Origin of the sequence: Halomonas sp. AOP25-F1-15 (assembly GCF_052378675.1) — a bacterium.
GTDB classification, from domain to species: domain Bacteria; phylum Pseudomonadota; class Gammaproteobacteria; order Pseudomonadales; family Halomonadaceae; genus Vreelandella; species Vreelandella casei.
On sequence record NZ_JBQSXV010000001.1, the window covers coordinates 247252 to 262178 of the forward strand.

14 protein-coding genes are annotated in these 14927 nt (G+C 54.4%); 12 read left to right on the forward strand and 2 right to left on the reverse strand.

Annotation, left to right across the window (positions count from 1 at the left end; all coding sequences use genetic code 11):
- Positions 1-25 precede the first annotated feature (25 nt).
- A complete protein-coding gene (locus ACT3TF_RS01095) occupies positions 26-961 on the reverse strand; it encodes a 2-hydroxyacid dehydrogenase (protein WP_096278414.1) in 936 nt (311 codons plus the stop codon).
- A 306-nt stretch (positions 962-1267) separates the two neighbouring features.
- Between ACT3TF_RS01095 and doeA the strand changes: the two genes are divergently transcribed.
- The 11 genes from doeA (at position 1268) to ACT3TF_RS01150 (ending at position 11939) form a co-directional block, all read left to right on the forward strand.
- Entirely contained in the window at positions 1268-2467 is a 1200-nt protein-coding gene (doeA, locus tag ACT3TF_RS01100; RefSeq protein WP_096278416.1) for an ectoine hydrolase DoeA, read from the forward strand.
- A gap of 57 nt (positions 2468-2524) precedes the next feature.
- Positions 2525-3541, forward strand: coding sequence for a N(2)-acetyl-L-2,4-diaminobutanoate deacetylase DoeB (gene doeB / locus ACT3TF_RS01105; RefSeq protein ID WP_441685716.1), 1017 nt, complete (start codon positions 2525-2527; stop codon positions 3539-3541).
- Between the two features lie 8 nt (positions 3542-3549).
- Complete coding sequence (locus ACT3TF_RS01110) at positions 3550-4026, forward strand: Lrp/AsnC family transcriptional regulator (RefSeq protein ID WP_096278420.1); 477 nt, start codon at positions 3550-3552, stop codon at positions 4024-4026.
- A 219-nt stretch (positions 4027-4245) separates the two neighbouring features.
- Positions 4246-5742, forward strand: a complete 1497-nt coding sequence (locus tag ACT3TF_RS01115) for an NAD-dependent succinate-semialdehyde dehydrogenase (protein WP_096278422.1) — start codon at positions 4246-4248, stop codon at positions 5740-5742.
- 72 nt (positions 5743-5814) lie between these two features.
- Positions 5815-7248 carry an aspartate aminotransferase family protein gene (locus ACT3TF_RS01120; protein ID WP_096278424.1) on the forward strand — a complete coding sequence of 478 codons (1434 nt, stop codon included), beginning with the start codon at positions 5815-5817 and terminating at the stop codon, positions 7246-7248.
- A gap of 138 nt (positions 7249-7386) precedes the next feature.
- The gene (locus ACT3TF_RS01125) at positions 7387-8064 is read left to right on the forward strand and encodes a haloacid dehalogenase type II (RefSeq protein ID WP_441684283.1); all 678 of its coding nucleotides are present in this window, start codon (positions 7387-7389) and stop codon (positions 8062-8064) included.
- Positions 8065-8125: 61 nt separating this feature from the next.
- Positions 8126-8473, forward strand: coding sequence for a putative quinol monooxygenase (locus ACT3TF_RS01130; RefSeq protein ID WP_096278429.1), 348 nt, complete (start codon positions 8126-8128; stop codon positions 8471-8473).
- Between the two features lie 48 nt (positions 8474-8521).
- Positions 8522-8989 carry an S-ribosylhomocysteine lyase gene (locus tag ACT3TF_RS01135; protein ID WP_096278431.1) on the forward strand — a complete coding sequence of 156 codons (468 nt, stop codon included), beginning with the start codon at positions 8522-8524 and terminating at the stop codon, positions 8987-8989.
- A gap of 149 nt (positions 8990-9138) precedes the next feature.
- The gene (locus ACT3TF_RS01140; RefSeq protein ID WP_096278439.1) at positions 9139-10167 is read left to right on the forward strand and encodes a CNNM domain-containing protein; all 1029 of its coding nucleotides are present in this window, start codon (positions 9139-9141) and stop codon (positions 10165-10167) included.
- A 240-nt stretch (positions 10168-10407) separates the two neighbouring features.
- Entirely contained in the window at positions 10408-11058 is a 651-nt protein-coding gene (locus ACT3TF_RS01145; RefSeq protein ID WP_441684282.1) for a peroxiredoxin, read from the forward strand.
- Positions 11059-11162: 104 nt separating this feature from the next.
- Positions 11163-11939 (forward strand): ZIP family metal transporter, encoded by a 777-nt coding sequence (locus ACT3TF_RS01150; protein WP_441684281.1) that lies wholly within the window; start codon positions 11163-11165, stop codon positions 11937-11939.
- 7 nt (positions 11940-11946) lie between these two features.
- Here the strand turns inward: ACT3TF_RS01150 and ACT3TF_RS01155 are convergent, their stop codons facing one another.
- The gene (locus ACT3TF_RS01155) at positions 11947-12426 is read right to left on the reverse strand and encodes a MerR family transcriptional regulator (protein ID WP_096278445.1); all 480 of its coding nucleotides are present in this window, start codon (positions 12424-12426) and stop codon (positions 11947-11949) included.
- A gap of 65 nt (positions 12427-12491) precedes the next feature.
- Here ACT3TF_RS01155 and ACT3TF_RS01160 point away from each other — a divergent pair, with 65 nt between their 5' ends.
- Positions 12492-14639: a heavy metal translocating P-type ATPase gene (locus ACT3TF_RS01160; protein ID WP_441684280.1), complete on the forward strand. Its 2148-nt coding sequence runs from the start codon at positions 12492-12494 to the stop codon at positions 14637-14639.
- Positions 14640-14927: the final 288 nt, after the last annotated feature.

The following is a 14927-nucleotide window of genomic DNA, read 5'->3' on the forward strand; positions in this document are numbered from 1 at the left end:
AGTATATCGGGGCTGGGGGCTTGCGTCAGTAGCCCGCATCAGGATTAACCGTTGTAAGGTGATCGCCCGCTTCAAAGGCATGTAAATAGGAAATCACCTGATCGATAGCATCGTTAAGCGGCGTAGGACCCGCCATATGAGGCGTGATGATAACGTTAGGATGCTGCCAAAGCGGATTAGTGGCGGGCAGCGGTTCTTCGTGGAACACGTCCAGGAGTGCCCCCCGGATGTGGCCCGGCTGGCCAGCGTGCCCCAGCGCTTCGAGCAGTGCCTGTTCATCAATCAAGCTGCCGCGGCCGGGGTTAATAATGCTGGCCCCTTTAGGCAGCAGGGCCAGCCGCTCGGCGTTGAGAATGTTTTTCGTGGCGGCGGTGTCAGGCAAAATAGTGATGAGGCTTTGCACCTGGCCAAGCAGCTCAGTTAGCCCGTCATCGTCGTGAAAACAGTGCACGCCGCTGATTTTTTTGGGCGAACGGCTCCAGCCCAGTACCGGAAAACCTGCCTGCTGTAGCGCGCTGGCGACGAAGCTACCAATCGCGCCGAGACCTAACACCCCCACGGGCCACTGAGATTTTTCCACGACCCCTTGTGGTTGCCACGTGGCGCTTTGCTGCTGCTCTGCGTAGCGGTCCATGCTGCGATAGAAATGTAGCACGCCATACAGCGCATAGTCCGCGATCAGGTCGCCCATGCCTGCATCGCGCAGCTTTACAATCGGTACGTTGCTGGGAAGCCCGGGCGTTTTAAGCAGATGGTCCACTCCCGCGCCTAAATTAATGATGCCTTTGAGCTGGGTCTGCTCCTGCAGTAAATGAGCAGGCGCTTTCCAAATGGCGAGGTAGTCTGCGTGTTTGCGCTCTTCCGCTGGCGCCTCGCTGGTCAGTACGGTGGCCTGGGGTAACGCTTCAGAAAGCGCTGCTTGCCACTGCGCAGCCTCATCAATGTGTACGACAATTTTCATCTCGTCTCCCGTTATCTAAGCATGTGATGACTCAGGCTATCATGGTGAGCGATCAATACCGTTGCAAGCTCGCATAGCCCGAAGAGTGCGCATAGTCCGAAGAGTGCGAAGAGTACGAATAATGTGATCATATGCACTTTTTGTCATAAAGCCTTTGACCGCCAACCAAGGGTGGGTGCTAGTATCGGGTCAAGACGACATTGGCGGGGCTGCTGCGGCGGTAGTCAGGTCGATCCTGTGGCTCAGCGTTGCATGCCTTTTAGGCCCAGCGCTGGTTCTTGGTGATCTTTAATGGCGAGTTGCCCGATGACTCAGGTTTCCCTGCCTTTCGCGCGCGAAGAGTACGCTAGTCGCCTGTGGAAAGTGCGCGCCGAAATGGCCAGTCGTGGTATTGACGTATTAATCGTCAGTGACCCTTCTAATATGGCTTGGCTGACCGGCTACGACGGCTGGTCGTTTTATGTGCATCAGTGTGTGCTGGTGGGCCTTGAGGGCGAGCCTGTATGGTTCGGGCGGCGCATGGATGCTAACGGCGCCCTGCGTACCTGCTGGATCGATCCTGACAACATTACTTACTACCCGGATTACTATGTACAAAATCCGGATATGCACCCCATGGAGTATTTGGCGCAGTCGATCATGCCTGATCGCGGCTGGCATCTGGGTGTAGTGGGTATGGAGATGGATAACTACTACTTCTCCGCCAAGGCCTATTTAAGTCTGCTCAAAGAGCTTCCTCACGCGCGCTTTATGGATGCCAATGCGCTGGTGAACTGGTGCCGAGCGATAAAATCGCCCCAGGAAGTGGCTTACATGCGCATTGCCGCCAAGATTGTGGAAGGCATGCACTCACGTATTTTAGAAGTCATCGAGCCTGGCCTGCCGAAAAGCAAACTGGTGTCAGAGATTTATCGCGTCGGCATTGAAGGTTTTGTGGATGAAAACGGCAAAGTATTTGGCGGTGATTATCCCGCCATTGTTCCTATGCTGCCCACCGGCAAGGACGCCGCGGCGCCTCATTTAACCTGGGATGACACACCCTTTCGTAAAGGCGAAGGCACCTTCTTCGAGATTGCCGGGGTGTTTAAACGCTACCACGCGCCTATGTCACGCACGGTATTTTTGGGTACACCGCCCACCGATTTTATCCGCGCTGAATCGGCGCTGTTAGAAGGCATTGAGAAAGGTCTCGCCGTCGCTAAACCGGGTAACCGCACCGCAGATATCGCCATGGCGCTGGGGGCTGCGATGGATAAATACGGCTTTGACCGCGGCGGCGCCCGCTGTGGTTATCCCATCGGTATCTCGTATCCGCCTGATTGGGGCGAGCGCACCATGAGCCTGCGCCCCTCGGATGACACTATCCTGCAGCCCGGCATGACATTTCACTTTATGCCGGGGCTTTGGGTAGAGGACTGGGGTCTAGAAATTACCGAGAGTATTTTAATTACCGACGATGGTTGTGAAACGCTGGCCAATTTTCCGCGCCAGCTATTTGTGAAGTAGTTATTAATGAGCGTCGCGGTTAAGTAAATCGTAGCCCGCCACCAAAAGGAATGTTTCATGACGATGCGACCAAGCCCTATTGCCGCCACCGTTGATTTTGATGCCGATGGCGTACAGCACGGTTTTTTAAAGCTCCCGATTTCCACCGACGAGTCCGCCTGGGGCGCGGTGATGATCCCCATCACGGTGGTGAAAAATGGTGAAGGCCCGACGGCGCTGCTGACCGGTGGCAACCACGGCGATGAGTACGAAGGCATTACCTCGCTGCTGAAGCTCTCTTCATCGTTGCAGGCGCAAGACGTAACGGGTCGCGTGATTATCGTTCCGTGCATGAACACGCCCGCGGTTATGGCGGGTAAGCGCACTTCCCCGATGGACAAAGGTAACCTGAATCGCAGCTTTCCCGGCGACCCTAACGGTAGCGTTACGCCGCAAATTGCCGACTACTTCACGCGCGTACTGGTGCCGATGGCGGACGTAGTGCTTGATCTGCACTCCGGCGGCCGCACGCTGGATATTCTACCGTTTGGCGCCTCTCACGTGCTGGATAATAAGGCCCAGCAGCAGTCCGCTTTGGAAGGCGCAAAAGCCTTCGGCGCTCCGTACGCAATGGTGATGTTTGAGCTGGATGCGGAAAAACTTTTCGACACCGCCTGCGAGCGACAAGGCAAAGTGTTTGTGGCCACTGAGCTTGGCGGCGGCGGTACGTCTACGCCCCAAAGCATGGCGATTGCCGAGCGCGGCGTGCGTAATTTCTTAATTCACTATGGCCTGGTAGAGGGCACGGTTGATATGCCGGCAGAAGGGCAGGTCTACCTGGATATGCCCGATGCTAGCTGCTACGTACAGAGTCAGCACTCCGGTGTGTTAGAGCTGTTGGTCGCATTAGGGGATGACGTTAAGAAAGGCCAAACGATTGCGTACGTATACGATATGACCCGCAGCGGCACTGATCCGGTTGCTTATAAAGCAGAGCGCGACGGTATCTTAATGGCGCGTCGTGCGCCTTCGTTAATCAATATGGGGGACACCCTGGCGGTGATTGCCGATGTTGTTGAACGCCTGGAGGCGTAACGCCCGGCATGATGAAACTTGATCGTTTTGACCTGAAAATTCTCGACATTCTCTCCCAAGACGGGCGAATCACTAAGTCGAAGCTGGCCGAGGCGATTAATCTCTCGATCAGCCCCTGCTGGGAACGCGTAAAGCGCCTTGAAAAGGCTGGCATTATTGAAGGCTACAGCGCGCGTATCAATAGCGAGGTGCAGGGGCCTCGCAACCCGGTATGGGTTCAAATCGAACTGAAGCAGCATAACGCTGAAAGCTTTGCTCGCTTTGAAGCGCTGGTAATGGAGACGCCAGACGTAACGGAATGCGTGGCGGTTGGCGGCGGTGTGGATTACCTAGTGAAGTTTGAAGCCCGAACCATCGATAGTTATCAGCGTCTGATGGATAAGTGGCTAGTGTCTGAAGCAGGTATAGAACGCTATTTTACGTATATTGTGACTAAAACCGTCAAGCACGCGCCTATTGGTATCGATACTGACGGTGTCATTTAATAAAGCGCTTACTTTTTATTGCGAACCACCAAAAAAAACCTCTGTTAAGAGCCCGCTGACAAAAAAAGTCGCGTGATAAGCCTTGGTTTTCAAAAACACTTCGTGGCTACTCTCCGTTAACCTCTATGCATTCGATGGCAAGGCTGATGAGCGCTTGCTGACAATGCCACACAGCTATTGCAGTGCTCGGTTAGCCAGGCTGCATGAGGAGAGGTTTCCATGACCACACTATCGACCACGCTTGCCAAGCGCCTGGAAGATTCGCGACTGTTTCGGCAGTACGCCTATGTGAACGGTAAATGGACCCACGGCGAAGGCGGTCGAGAAGAAGCGGTTTATGACCCTGCTACCAATGACACTATTGGCCATATCCCACTGCTTGAAGCCGCGCAGATTACGGCCGCTGTTGATGCTGCTGACGCTGCTTTCGTGCAGTGGCGGGCGCTACGAGCCGACGAGCGCTGCGAGCGTTTGCTAGCTTGGTATGACCTGATTCAAGCCAACCGTGAAGACCTCGCTACGATCATGACGCTGGAGCAGGGCAAGCCTTTGCCCGATGCTCGCGGTGAGGTCGAGTACGGCGCAAGCTTTGTGCGCTGGTTTGCTGAAGAGGGCAAGCGCACCTACGGTGAAACCATCCCCAGCCATATTCCGAATGCGTCGTTGGGCACTATTAAAGAGCCTGTCGGCATCGTGGCGATGATTACGCCCTGGAACTTTCCGCTGGCGATGATTACGCGTAAAGCCGCGGCGGCGCTGGCGGCTGGCTGCCCTGTGATCGTCAAGCCTGCCAATGAAACGCCGTTCTCGGCGCTGGCGTTGGCGGAGCTGGCTGAGCGCGCGGGGATTCCGGCCGGCATTTTTAACGTTGTACTGGGTGACCCTGCGGAAGTCTCGAAAATCCTCTGCGCCGAGTCACGTATTCGCGCGCTCTCATTCACCGGTTCCACTCGGGTGGGGCGGCTGTTGATCGAACAGAGTGCGCATACCGTTAAGCGGCTTTCTTTGGAGCTGGGTGGCAACGCACCGTTTATTGTTGGTCCAGATATGGATCCAAAGCAGGCTGCCTACGCGGCGATTGACGCCAAGTTCCAAACGGCAGGGCAAGACTGCCTGGCGGCCAATCGCATTCTGGTACACGAGTCGATCCATGATGAGTTCGTAGAGCAGTTCAGCCAGCGTATGGCGGCACTCACCGTAGGCAATGGCCTGCACGGCGAGATAGATCTTGGCCCACTAATTCACCGTCAGGCGGTGGAAAAAGCCGCTGCGATTGTTGATGACGCTGTTTCTAAAGGCGCCACCATGATTGGCGGTGATCAAAGCAAAGCGCCAGGTGAGAACTTCTTTATGCCGGTACTGCTAACCGGCGTCACGGCGAAGATGAAGGTGTGGCGAGAAGAAAACTTTGCCCCCGTGGCAGGCATTACCGCCTACAGCACGGACGATGAAGTCATTGAAATGGCCAACGACACTGAGTACGGGCTTGCCGCCTATGTCTACACCCATGATATACGCCGTATATGGAAGCTGATGCGGGCGCTGGAGTACGGCATGGTCAGCGTTAATTCAGTAAAAATGACCGGCCCGCCGGTGCCCTTTGGCGGTGTAAAACAGTCAGGCCTAGGGCGCGAAGGCGGCGCCACGGGTATCGATGAATATCTGGAAACGAAATATTACTGCCTAGGCGCGCTGGGTTCAGCGTCTGGCAGCTAGTCGCCAAGTTGAAAACAATTTAAAAATACCTTCCCCGTCATGCGGGGAGGCTTACTGTACAGAGAGAACGCTATGAGCTTGCATCAGGATTTAATCGAACGCGACCGTAAAGTTACCTTCCATGCGTCTACCCACCTGCGTGACTTTGCTCACGGTGATTTGCCGGGCCGTGTGATTACCGGCGGTAAAGGCATCAATATTGTCGATAAAGATGGCCGCGAGTTTATCGACGGCTTTGCGGGCCTCTACTGCGTGAACATTGGCTATGGCCGCACCGAAGTTGCCGAAGCGATCTATAAGCAGGCTTTAGAGCTTTCTTACTATCACACCTACGTGGGCCACTCTAACGAGCCTCAGATCGAGCTTTCCGAGCGCATTATTAAAATCGCGGGCATGAACATGTCCAAGGTTTACTACGGTATGTCCGGAAGCGATGCCAACGAAACCCAGCTTAAAATTGTGCGTTACTACAACAACGTGTTGGGTCGCCCACAGAAGAAAAAAGTCATCTCGCGCATGCGTGGCTACCATGGTTCGGGTATCGCATCGGGTTCGTTGACTGGCCTGAAAGCGTTTCATGATCACTTCGATTTACCGATTGACACGATTCGGCACACCGAAGCGCCGCATTACTATCTGCGCGCCGCCGAACAGCACGGCATGACGGAGCTAGAGTTTTCGGCCTACTGTGCTGACAAACTAGAAACAATGATTCTGGAAGAAGGCCCGAATACCGTCGCTGCCTTTATTGGCGAGCCGGTGCTGGGTACGGGTGGGATCGTGCCGCCGCCGGAAGGTTATTGGGATGCGATTCAAACCGTGCTGAATAAGTACGACGTGCTGTTGATTGCCGATGAAGTGGTATGTGGCTTTGGCCGTACCGGCTCTGACTTTGGCAGCCATCACTATAATATGAAGCCGGATCTAGTCACTATCGCTAAGGGCTTGACTAGCGCCTATCAGCCGCTTTCTGGCGTGATTGTCGGTGAGAAAGTGTGGCAAGTGCTTGAACAGGGCACCGGTGAATACGGCCCGATCGGCCACGGCTGGACCTACTCTGGCCATGCGTTAGGCTGTGCTGCCGCGCTTGCCAATCTGGATATCATCGAGCGTGAGAACTTGGTGGGTAACGCCGCTGAAACTGGCGCTTATTTTCAGCAACAGCTAAAAGCTAACTTCGAAGGCCACCCGTTGCTGGGTGACGTGCGCGGTGTTGGCCTAATGGCCGCGCTAGAGTTCTCGCCTGATGCTAGCCAGCGCCTGCATTTCGAGCCAGCGCTCAAAGTCGGCCCGCGCGTTGCCGCTGCTGCCATGGAAGAGAACCTGATAGCTCGGGCGATGCCGCAAGGGGATATTCTTGGCTTTGCGCCGCCGCTAACCATTAACCGTGGCGAAGTAGACGAGATGATTGGTCGTGCCAAGCGCGCCATCGACCGCGTTACCGATGAGCTTACGCGCTCAGGTGATCTTAAAACCGGCAAACAAGAAGCTGCGTTTACGGTTTGATAACCTGCTTTAGCCGCTTAAACGCCGCAGCCCAGCGCTGCGGCGTTTTTATTTTTGAAGGGGGCGGCTATGCTTAATACTCTTAATGTTGAATTCAGCCGTAAGGTAAGCCATTCGATAGTGAAGGAGTAGCCAACGATGCAACCGGTATTAGCCTTTGATGTATACGGCACGCTGATCGATACCCAGGGAGTCACAGTTGAGCTAGAAAGGCGCTTGAAGGATGCTGCTAAAGTAGATGAGTTTGCCCGCCGTTGGCGCGACAAACAGCTTGAATACAGCTTTCGCCATGGCCTGATGGGGGCCTATGTGCCGTTCTCCGAATGTACGCGCGAAGCGCTAGTGTTCGTTGATCGTGCGCTGCATACCGGTCTTTCTGATAATGACCACGATCACCTAATGGCCGTATATGGAGAGTTGCCCGCTTTCGACGATGTAGTGCCAGCGTTGGATCAACTTCACAGTGCGGGCATTCGCTGTGTGGCATTTTCGAACGGCACTGCAGACGCCGTATCTAAACTGCTCACCCGCGCAGGCGTTGAGAACCACATGGACGATGTCATTAGTGCCGACGAGGTGAAGCGCTTTAAGCCCGACCCCGCCGTGTATGCGCATTTGCGTAGCCGTTTAGAAACCAGGCCCGAGCAAACGTGGCTGATTTCCAGTAATCCGTTTGACGTGATTGGAGCAACCCATGCGGGGTTGCGCAGTGCCTGGATCCGCCGCCGCTCCGATGCGCCTTTCGACCCATGGGGAATAGAGCCGGATATGACAGTCACTGATTTAGAAACACTGGCTGATCGACTTATTGGTTAGGTTGGTAACCCGCTTCAACAAGTCGCATAATGACGCCCAATTAATGCCTTAGGATACGAACATGTCAGAGAAAATTTACTGCGTTGCTGGCTTTAAGCCTAAGCCGGGCAAAGAAGAAGCGGTATTCAAAGCGCTTCAGTCATTAGAGCCGAATACGCACCGTGAAGACGCCTGCATTCACTACACAGTGACGCGTCAGATCGACAACCCCTTCGCTCAGGGCGCCGGCTACCCGATCGTTTTTCATGAAATTTGGGCCAGCCGTGAAGAGTTTGAAGCCCACTGTCAGCGTAAAGAGATTCAGGATTTCTTTGCTAAGCACGTTGAATCGCCGGATGGTGATATTGAAGATGCCAACGTGTGCGTCTATACCGATGAACCCTTGAATTTTGACGCGCCGAAGGTTTAATTTTAGCGTGTAGATTAGGCCTAACAGCAACGCTGAAAAGGAGCCAAAATGACTGAGAAAAAAATGAACGTCGAGAGCTTTAACCTGGATCATACCAAGGTGAAAGCCCCGTACGTGCGGCTAGCGGATATTAAAGAAGGCCAGAACGGCGACCGTATCCATAAATACGATTTGCGGATCTGCCAGCCTAATAAAGAGCACATGGAGATGCCCGCGCTGCACTCTCTTGAGCATTTAATGGCTGAGTTATCACGCAATCACACGGATAAAGTGGTCGATATCAGCCCGATGGGCTGCCAAACCGGCTTCTATATCGCGATGATTAATCACGATGATTACGACGGCGTACTGGCCATCATCGAACAAACGCTGAACGATGTGCTCGTCGCGACCGACGTACCCGCCTGCAACGAAATGCAGTGCGGCTGGGCCGCTAGCCATAGCTTGGAAGGCGCCCAGGAGCTTGCGCGTAACCTGCTGGCCAAACGCAGCGAATGGACCGAAGTGTTTGCTTGATCAGCGGTTGGTCGTGCAAACTAGAACGCCTCTCTTGCAGAGGCGTTTTTCTAGCTTTAGCAATGCGCATTATCGGCGGGTGAAATAACCGTTGACTTCCTAATATGTTGGTCTTATAAACGCCAGACAACCCCTTGCTTTAGGCCCCCATGTTCCTCCTGATCTCGATTGCCACGCTTTCGATTGCCCTCTCTTTTCTATGTTCCATCCTTGAAGCAGCGCTACTCTCTATTACGCCTAGCCATATCGCTAAGCTAAAAGAAGATAATCCGAAATTACACGCCTCGCTGACGAAGCTAAAAACGAATATTGACCGGCCACTGGCGGCTATTTTGACGCTCAACACGATTGCCCATACCGTTGGCGCAACGGCGGTGGGTGCCCAGGCCGCGGTGGTGTTCGGTGAAGCCTCAATCGCCCTGGTGTCTGCGGTGATGACGATGCTGATTCTGGTGCTTTCGGAGATCATTCCGAAGACCATTGGCGCGACTTACTGGCGTGGTTTATCGCCTTTTCTACCGCGCTTTTTGAAGCCGATGATTCTCTGCTTGCTACCCTTTATATGGATGTCGGAGCAGATTACGCGCCGGCTAGGTAAGTCAGAGCACGACGTTGATCTACGCGATGAAATTAAAGTGTTGGCCCGGGTAGGTCTTGAAGAAAATGTTCTGGATGCGGACGAGTCGCGCACCATTATTAATGTGCTTAACTTGCACGATATTGTTGTAAACAACGCCATGACCCCGCGCACGGTGTGTCAAACGGTGCTGCCGAACATGACGGTTGAAGTGTTTGACGAGCAGTATGGTAAAGCGCCGTTTACCCGCTTCCCGGTGATGGATAACGGCGAGCAGGCCTTTGGCTATGTGCATAAATCAGACATGTACCATGCCGATGACACTAAAACCATGCGCGAACTGATGCACCCGATTGGCAGCGTGGATGTATCGCAGAATGTAGAGCAAGTATTTACATCGATGTTGAAAGATCACCTGCACATGCGCGTGGTTTACGATGAGCACGGCACCTTTGTCGGTTTGATTACCTTAGAGGATATTATTGAAACGATCCTCGGCCGGGACATTGTGGATGAGACCGACCACGTCGATAACCTGCGCCAGTATGCCAAACAGCGCTGGCTAAAGCGCATTAAAACTGAAGATAAAAGTAAAAAATAACCAAATAAACAGACGGTTACATGTGTGGTGTTTGTAATGACGGTGCTTTCGAGCACCGTTTTTCTATGCTGGATACGGTGATTGAGAGCCGAGGTATGCGCGCTAGTCGAAAACATCAGGAACCCTGTAAAGATATTGACTGTCTTAGCGCTAAATGTTCTATATTAGGTGTGTTGAAAGATCTATAAAGAATTAAGGTGCTAAATACCCCTAAGCTAAATGTCTACTAAGGAGTAGCGCATGTCATTACGTATCAATGCAGTTGTCCCGGATTTTAAAGCGGACTCTAGCCAAGGCCCGATCAGCTTCCATGAGTGGATTGGCGACAGCTGGGCGATCTTGTTTTCACACCCTAAAGATTTTACGCCAGTGTGCACCACCGAGTTTGGCGCCGTTGCGCAGCTAAGCGCTGAGTGGGAAAAGCGCGGTACGAAAGTAATCGGTGTCTCGGTGGATGGCGTTGAAGATCATAAGCGTTGGGCGACAGATATTGAGACCTACAGCGGCAGTAAAGTCGGCTTTCCGATCATCGCCGACGATAGCCTGAACGTTTCCAAACTGTTCGATATGCTGCCAGCAGAAGCCTATTTGCCCGATGGCCGTACGCCAGCAGATAGCGCCACGGTGCGCTCAGTATTTATCATCGGCCCGGATAAGCAACTAAAGCTGTCAATGACTTATCCGATGTCAGTGGGGCGTAACTTCGCAGAAATTCTGCGTGCGCTAGATGCATTGCAGGCCACAGCGAAACATGGTGTTGCTACGCCAGCCGATTGGACCGTGGGCCAAGATGTCATTATTCCGCCGAGCGTTTCGGATGAAGATGCCAAGCAAAAGTTTGGTGAGTTTAGTGCCGTGCTGCCGTATTTGCGTAAGACTACTCTGCGATAACGAGTTGCGGCGCTGTGTTAACTATAACGGTGGTACTGCGTTAAACGACAACGTATTGTGCGCGTCTACTTCTTTATTGATCGCTCACCGGGCTTGTGCTGTCCATGGAAAATACGTTGTTGTTAGGATTTTTAGGTAGCTTAGTCGCCGGCCTTTTAACCGCCGTAGGGGCACTGCCGGTGCTGCTTGGCAAAACGCCTAGTCGCGGCTTTCGTGACCTGGCGTTGGGCTTTGCCGCCGGTGTTATGCTGGCGGCGTCGTTCTTTTCGCTGATTATTCCCGCACTGGATGCTGCCGAGATCTATTATTCCGGCGGCCCGGTGCCGGCGGCGATTGTCTGTATCGCTATCTTGCTCGGTATGGGCGCTATCGCGCTGCTGAACGAGCATTTACCTCACGAGCATTTTGCCCAAGGTCGAGAAGGGCCAGAAGCTGCATCGCTGCGCCGGGTCTGGCTGTTTGTATTCGCTATTACTATCCACAACTTGCCAGAAGGTATGGCGGTAGGGGTTGGTTTTGGTGCTAATGGGCTGGAAGGCGGTATGCCGCTGGCCATCGGTATTGGGCTCCAAAATATGCCGGAAGGCCTTGCCGTCGCGGTGGCCTTAATGGGGGAGGGTTACTCGAAGTGGCGCTCCTGGTCGATTGCCGCGCTGACCGGTCTAATCGAGCCCATTGGCGGCCTTTTCGGCGCGAGTATCATCAGCGTTTCTCAAATTCTGCTGCCCTGGGGCCTAGCGTTTGCCGCCGGCGCCATGCTGTACGTCATCAGCCATGAAATCATTCCTGAAACGCACCGTTGCGGCCATCAGAAAAAAGCCACCTTTGGATTGGCAATGGGCCTCGTCATTATGCTGTTTTTGGATGTATGGCTGGGCTAGTTAAGCGTTAGCGTAAAACATCGGCACCGCCGTGTGGTCCCGCTTGGTGGCATAGGCGGTGGTCGCTGAGTACATCAATAATATGGCAATGGCCAATATTGCCTCCTTCGCACTGATGAATCATGCGAGTGAGCTCATCGCGTACCGCGGTCAGCCTCGCGAGCCGCGCCTCAACCTCGGCTAAGTGGCGCTTTGCCAGGGTGTCCACTTCCTCGCATGGCATCGTGGGATGGTCTGCCATTTGTAATAACTCGCGTACCGCCTCAACTGAAAAACCAAAGTCACGGGCGTGACGAATGAACGTCAGCCGGCGGATGGCGGTGGCTGTATAGCGGCGCTGATTGCCTTCATTACGAGGCGCTGAAGGCAGCAGCCCGATACCTTCGTAATAGCGCACCGTTTCGGGCTTACAGCCTGACTGGCGTGCCAGCTCACCAATACCAATATATTGCTCTGCATTCGCTGGTGGTGGATTTTGATCTGCCATTGCTTGACCCTCTAGTCGCTATAGGTATTAAGCTCTTAAGATAGACGAATCTGGAGCACCATGCGATGAGCGACATTCCACTAGCTAAAAATCAACCGTTCACCTTACGCGTGCAAGGCATGGACTGCGGTGGCTGCGAGCGTAAAGTGGAGTCAGCATTAAAGCGCTTACGTTACGTTGAGTCGGTCTCAGCGAGCGCCGTGGCGGGATCGGTTCAGTTGACCGCTCAAGACGGCGACGTTTTATTGCGCCAAGAGATTGAGTCTACGATTACGGCCTTGGGCTACCGCATTATTGACGAAACGAGTGCGGCTCATGACGCTGGGGAAGCTACTCCTTGGTGGCAGTCGCCCAAAGGGCGTTTAGTGATCGTTAGTGGTGCCTTGCTGACGCTGGCTTGGGTGCTGAAGTTTGTGTGGCCTGATTTAGGCACATGGCCCTTTGTAGCGGCGACTATTGTCGGCCTTGTGCCGATTGTGCAGCGCGCGTGGCAAGCGCTCAGATTAGGCAATCCTTTCACTATTGAAATGCTAATGAGCATTGCCGCGCTGGGGGCATTGGCGATCAACGCCGCCGCCGAAGCCGCAGTAGTGGTGTTTTTGTTTGCGGTGGGCGAGATGCTGGAGGGTGTTGCCGCTGCCCAGGCGCGGCGCAGTATTTCTGCGCTCTCAAAGCTGACCCCTTCTACCGCGCGCCTATTAGAGCAAGGTGAAGCGCGTGAGGTCTCCGCTGCCTCTCTTGTGCCCGGCCAGCGGGTGCAAGTCCGCCCTGGCGACCGGCTGCCCTGCGATGGAACAATTGTCGATGGCCGTTCGCATATCGATGAGTCGCCGGTGAATGGAGAGTCGATGCCGCGAGAGCGGGAGCAGGGCGAGTCAGTGTTTGCCGGCACCGTAAACCTTGATGGCGTGCTAGAAGTTGAGGTAACCCGCAGCGCTGAAAATAACACTATCGCCCGCGTGATTAAGCTAGTGGAAGAAGCTCAGGCGGCTAAAGCGCCGGTCGCGCGCTTTATTGATCGCTTTGCCTTTTTCTATATGCCCGCTGTCGTTGCCGTGGCGCTGCTGGTTGCGATTGTGCCGCCGCTTGTCTCGTCGATGCTCTGGTCAGAGTCTATTTATCGTGCGCTAGCCCTGCTGCTAATAGCTTGCCCGTGCGCGCTGGTGATTTCGACGCCTGCGGCGATTGCTGCGGGGCTGTCGGTGGGCGCAAGAAACGGCCTACTAATGAAAGGCGGCGCGGTACTGGAACAGCTAGGCAAGCTCAAGCGGGTGGCGTTGGATAAAACTGGCACGCTTACCGCAGGAATGCCCACTGTCACTGATGTGGAAGGGCTTGAGGCTGACAGTAGTGGTGCCGATGTTCTACGCCTAGCCGCCGCGCTTGAGCAAGGGTCGAGCCATCCGCTCGCCGTTGCGATTGGTAACTATGCTCGGCATCAAGGTGTACAGGTGCCCGCGGTTCAGGCGGGGCATGCCCTATCAGGGCAGGGCGTTGCCGGGCAGGTAGAAGGGCGAGAATTAATGCTGGTTAGCCCGCGCTATCTGCAGCGTTTTGCTGCCCGCCCCAGTGGTTGGGATGCGCGTATTGAGGCGCTGGAAACCCAGGGCAAAAGTCTTGCCGTACTGCTGGAGAATGAGCAGCCCTTAGGCTTAATCGCCTTGCGTGACGAGCCTCGCGAAGATGCACGCAGCGGCCTTCAAGCGTTAGAGCGCCTGGGCGTGTCTGTCGTTATGCTCAGTGGTGACAATGCCCGCACGGTGGCCGCCATCGGTGAGCAGCTGGGAATTGAGGCCGAAGGCGAGCTGATGCCTGAAGATAAGGCTCAGCGAGTGCGTCAGTGGCAGGCCCAAGGGCTGGGGCCGGTCGGTAAAGTAGGCGATGGTATTAACGATGCGCCGGCGCTCGCCGCGGCTGAGGTGGGCATTGCCATGGGCAGTGGCACCGATGTGGCGCTTGAAACCGCCGATGCGGCGCTGCTTAAAAACCGTGTAAGAGGGATTGCTGAAATGATCTCACTCTCACGGGCGACCATGCGTAATGTCAAAACCAATGTGGTGCTAGCACTGGGTTTTAAAGCATTTTTTCTAGTCTCTACCGCGCTGGGTATCACCGGTATGTGGATTGCCGTTATGGCTGACACCGGGGCAACTGTTCTGGTTACGCTCAACGCGCTGTACTTATTGCGTTATCGTTTTAACGACATTAGCTAGCGCTAACATACTCCGCTAGCGCTTGGGCGAGGGAGTAGGTGGCGCTGCTTGCTCGCCAATGTTTGCCTTGGGTGCAGTGAGTGGGAATTGCTGGTAAGATTTCGCGGTCTATCCATAGGTACCCACAAGTACCATGGACAGGGGATAGGCGTTTTCTTAGCAGCCAGGCATAACGGTAATGACCCGCTCAAACATGACCCGCCTAAAGATAGTATTGGCGCTACCTACATCAGGGCTGATGACTCCGCCCTAGGTTTCCCTCCCCATGCGATACGCCCCGGCAAATCT

What these genes read in the sequence shown, in the direction of transcription:
- doeA (WP_096278416.1), top strand. Translation starts at nt 1,268, where the DNA reads ATGACTCAGGTTTCCCTGCCTTTCGCGCGCGAAGAGTACGCTAGTCGC.
- ACT3TF_RS01110 (WP_096278420.1), top strand. Translation starts at nt 3,550, where the DNA reads ATGATGAAACTTGATCGTTTTGACCTGAAAATTCTCGACATTCTCTCC.
- ACT3TF_RS01115 (WP_096278422.1), top strand. Translation starts at nt 4,246, where the DNA reads ATGACCACACTATCGACCACGCTTGCCAAGCGCCTGGAAGATTCGCGA.
- ACT3TF_RS01155 (WP_096278445.1), bottom strand. Translation starts at nt 12,426, where the DNA reads ATGGCAGATCAAAATCCACCACCAGCGAATGCAGAGCAATATATTGGT.
- ACT3TF_RS01130 (WP_096278429.1), top strand. Translation starts at nt 8,126, where the DNA reads ATGTCAGAGAAAATTTACTGCGTTGCTGGCTTTAAGCCTAAGCCGGGC.
- ACT3TF_RS01095 (WP_096278414.1), bottom strand. Translation starts at nt 961, where the DNA reads ATGAAAATTGTCGTACACATTGATGAGGCTGCGCAGTGGCAAGCAGCG.
- ACT3TF_RS01140 (WP_096278439.1), top strand. Translation starts at nt 9,139, where the DNA reads ATGTTCCTCCTGATCTCGATTGCCACGCTTTCGATTGCCCTCTCTTTT.
- ACT3TF_RS01135 (WP_096278431.1), top strand. Translation starts at nt 8,522, where the DNA reads ATGACTGAGAAAAAAATGAACGTCGAGAGCTTTAACCTGGATCATACC.
- ACT3TF_RS01125 (WP_441684283.1), top strand. Translation starts at nt 7,387, where the DNA reads ATGCAACCGGTATTAGCCTTTGATGTATACGGCACGCTGATCGATACC.
- ACT3TF_RS01120 (WP_096278424.1), top strand. Translation starts at nt 5,815, where the DNA reads ATGAGCTTGCATCAGGATTTAATCGAACGCGACCGTAAAGTTACCTTC.
- ACT3TF_RS01145 (WP_441684282.1), top strand. Translation starts at nt 10,408, where the DNA reads ATGTCATTACGTATCAATGCAGTTGTCCCGGATTTTAAAGCGGACTCT.
- ACT3TF_RS01150 (WP_441684281.1), top strand. Translation starts at nt 11,163, where the DNA reads ATGGAAAATACGTTGTTGTTAGGATTTTTAGGTAGCTTAGTCGCCGGC.
- doeB (WP_441685716.1), top strand. Translation starts at nt 2,525, where the DNA reads ATGACGATGCGACCAAGCCCTATTGCCGCCACCGTTGATTTTGATGCC.
- ACT3TF_RS01160 (WP_441684280.1), top strand. Translation starts at nt 12,492, where the DNA reads ATGAGCGACATTCCACTAGCTAAAAATCAACCGTTCACCTTACGCGTG.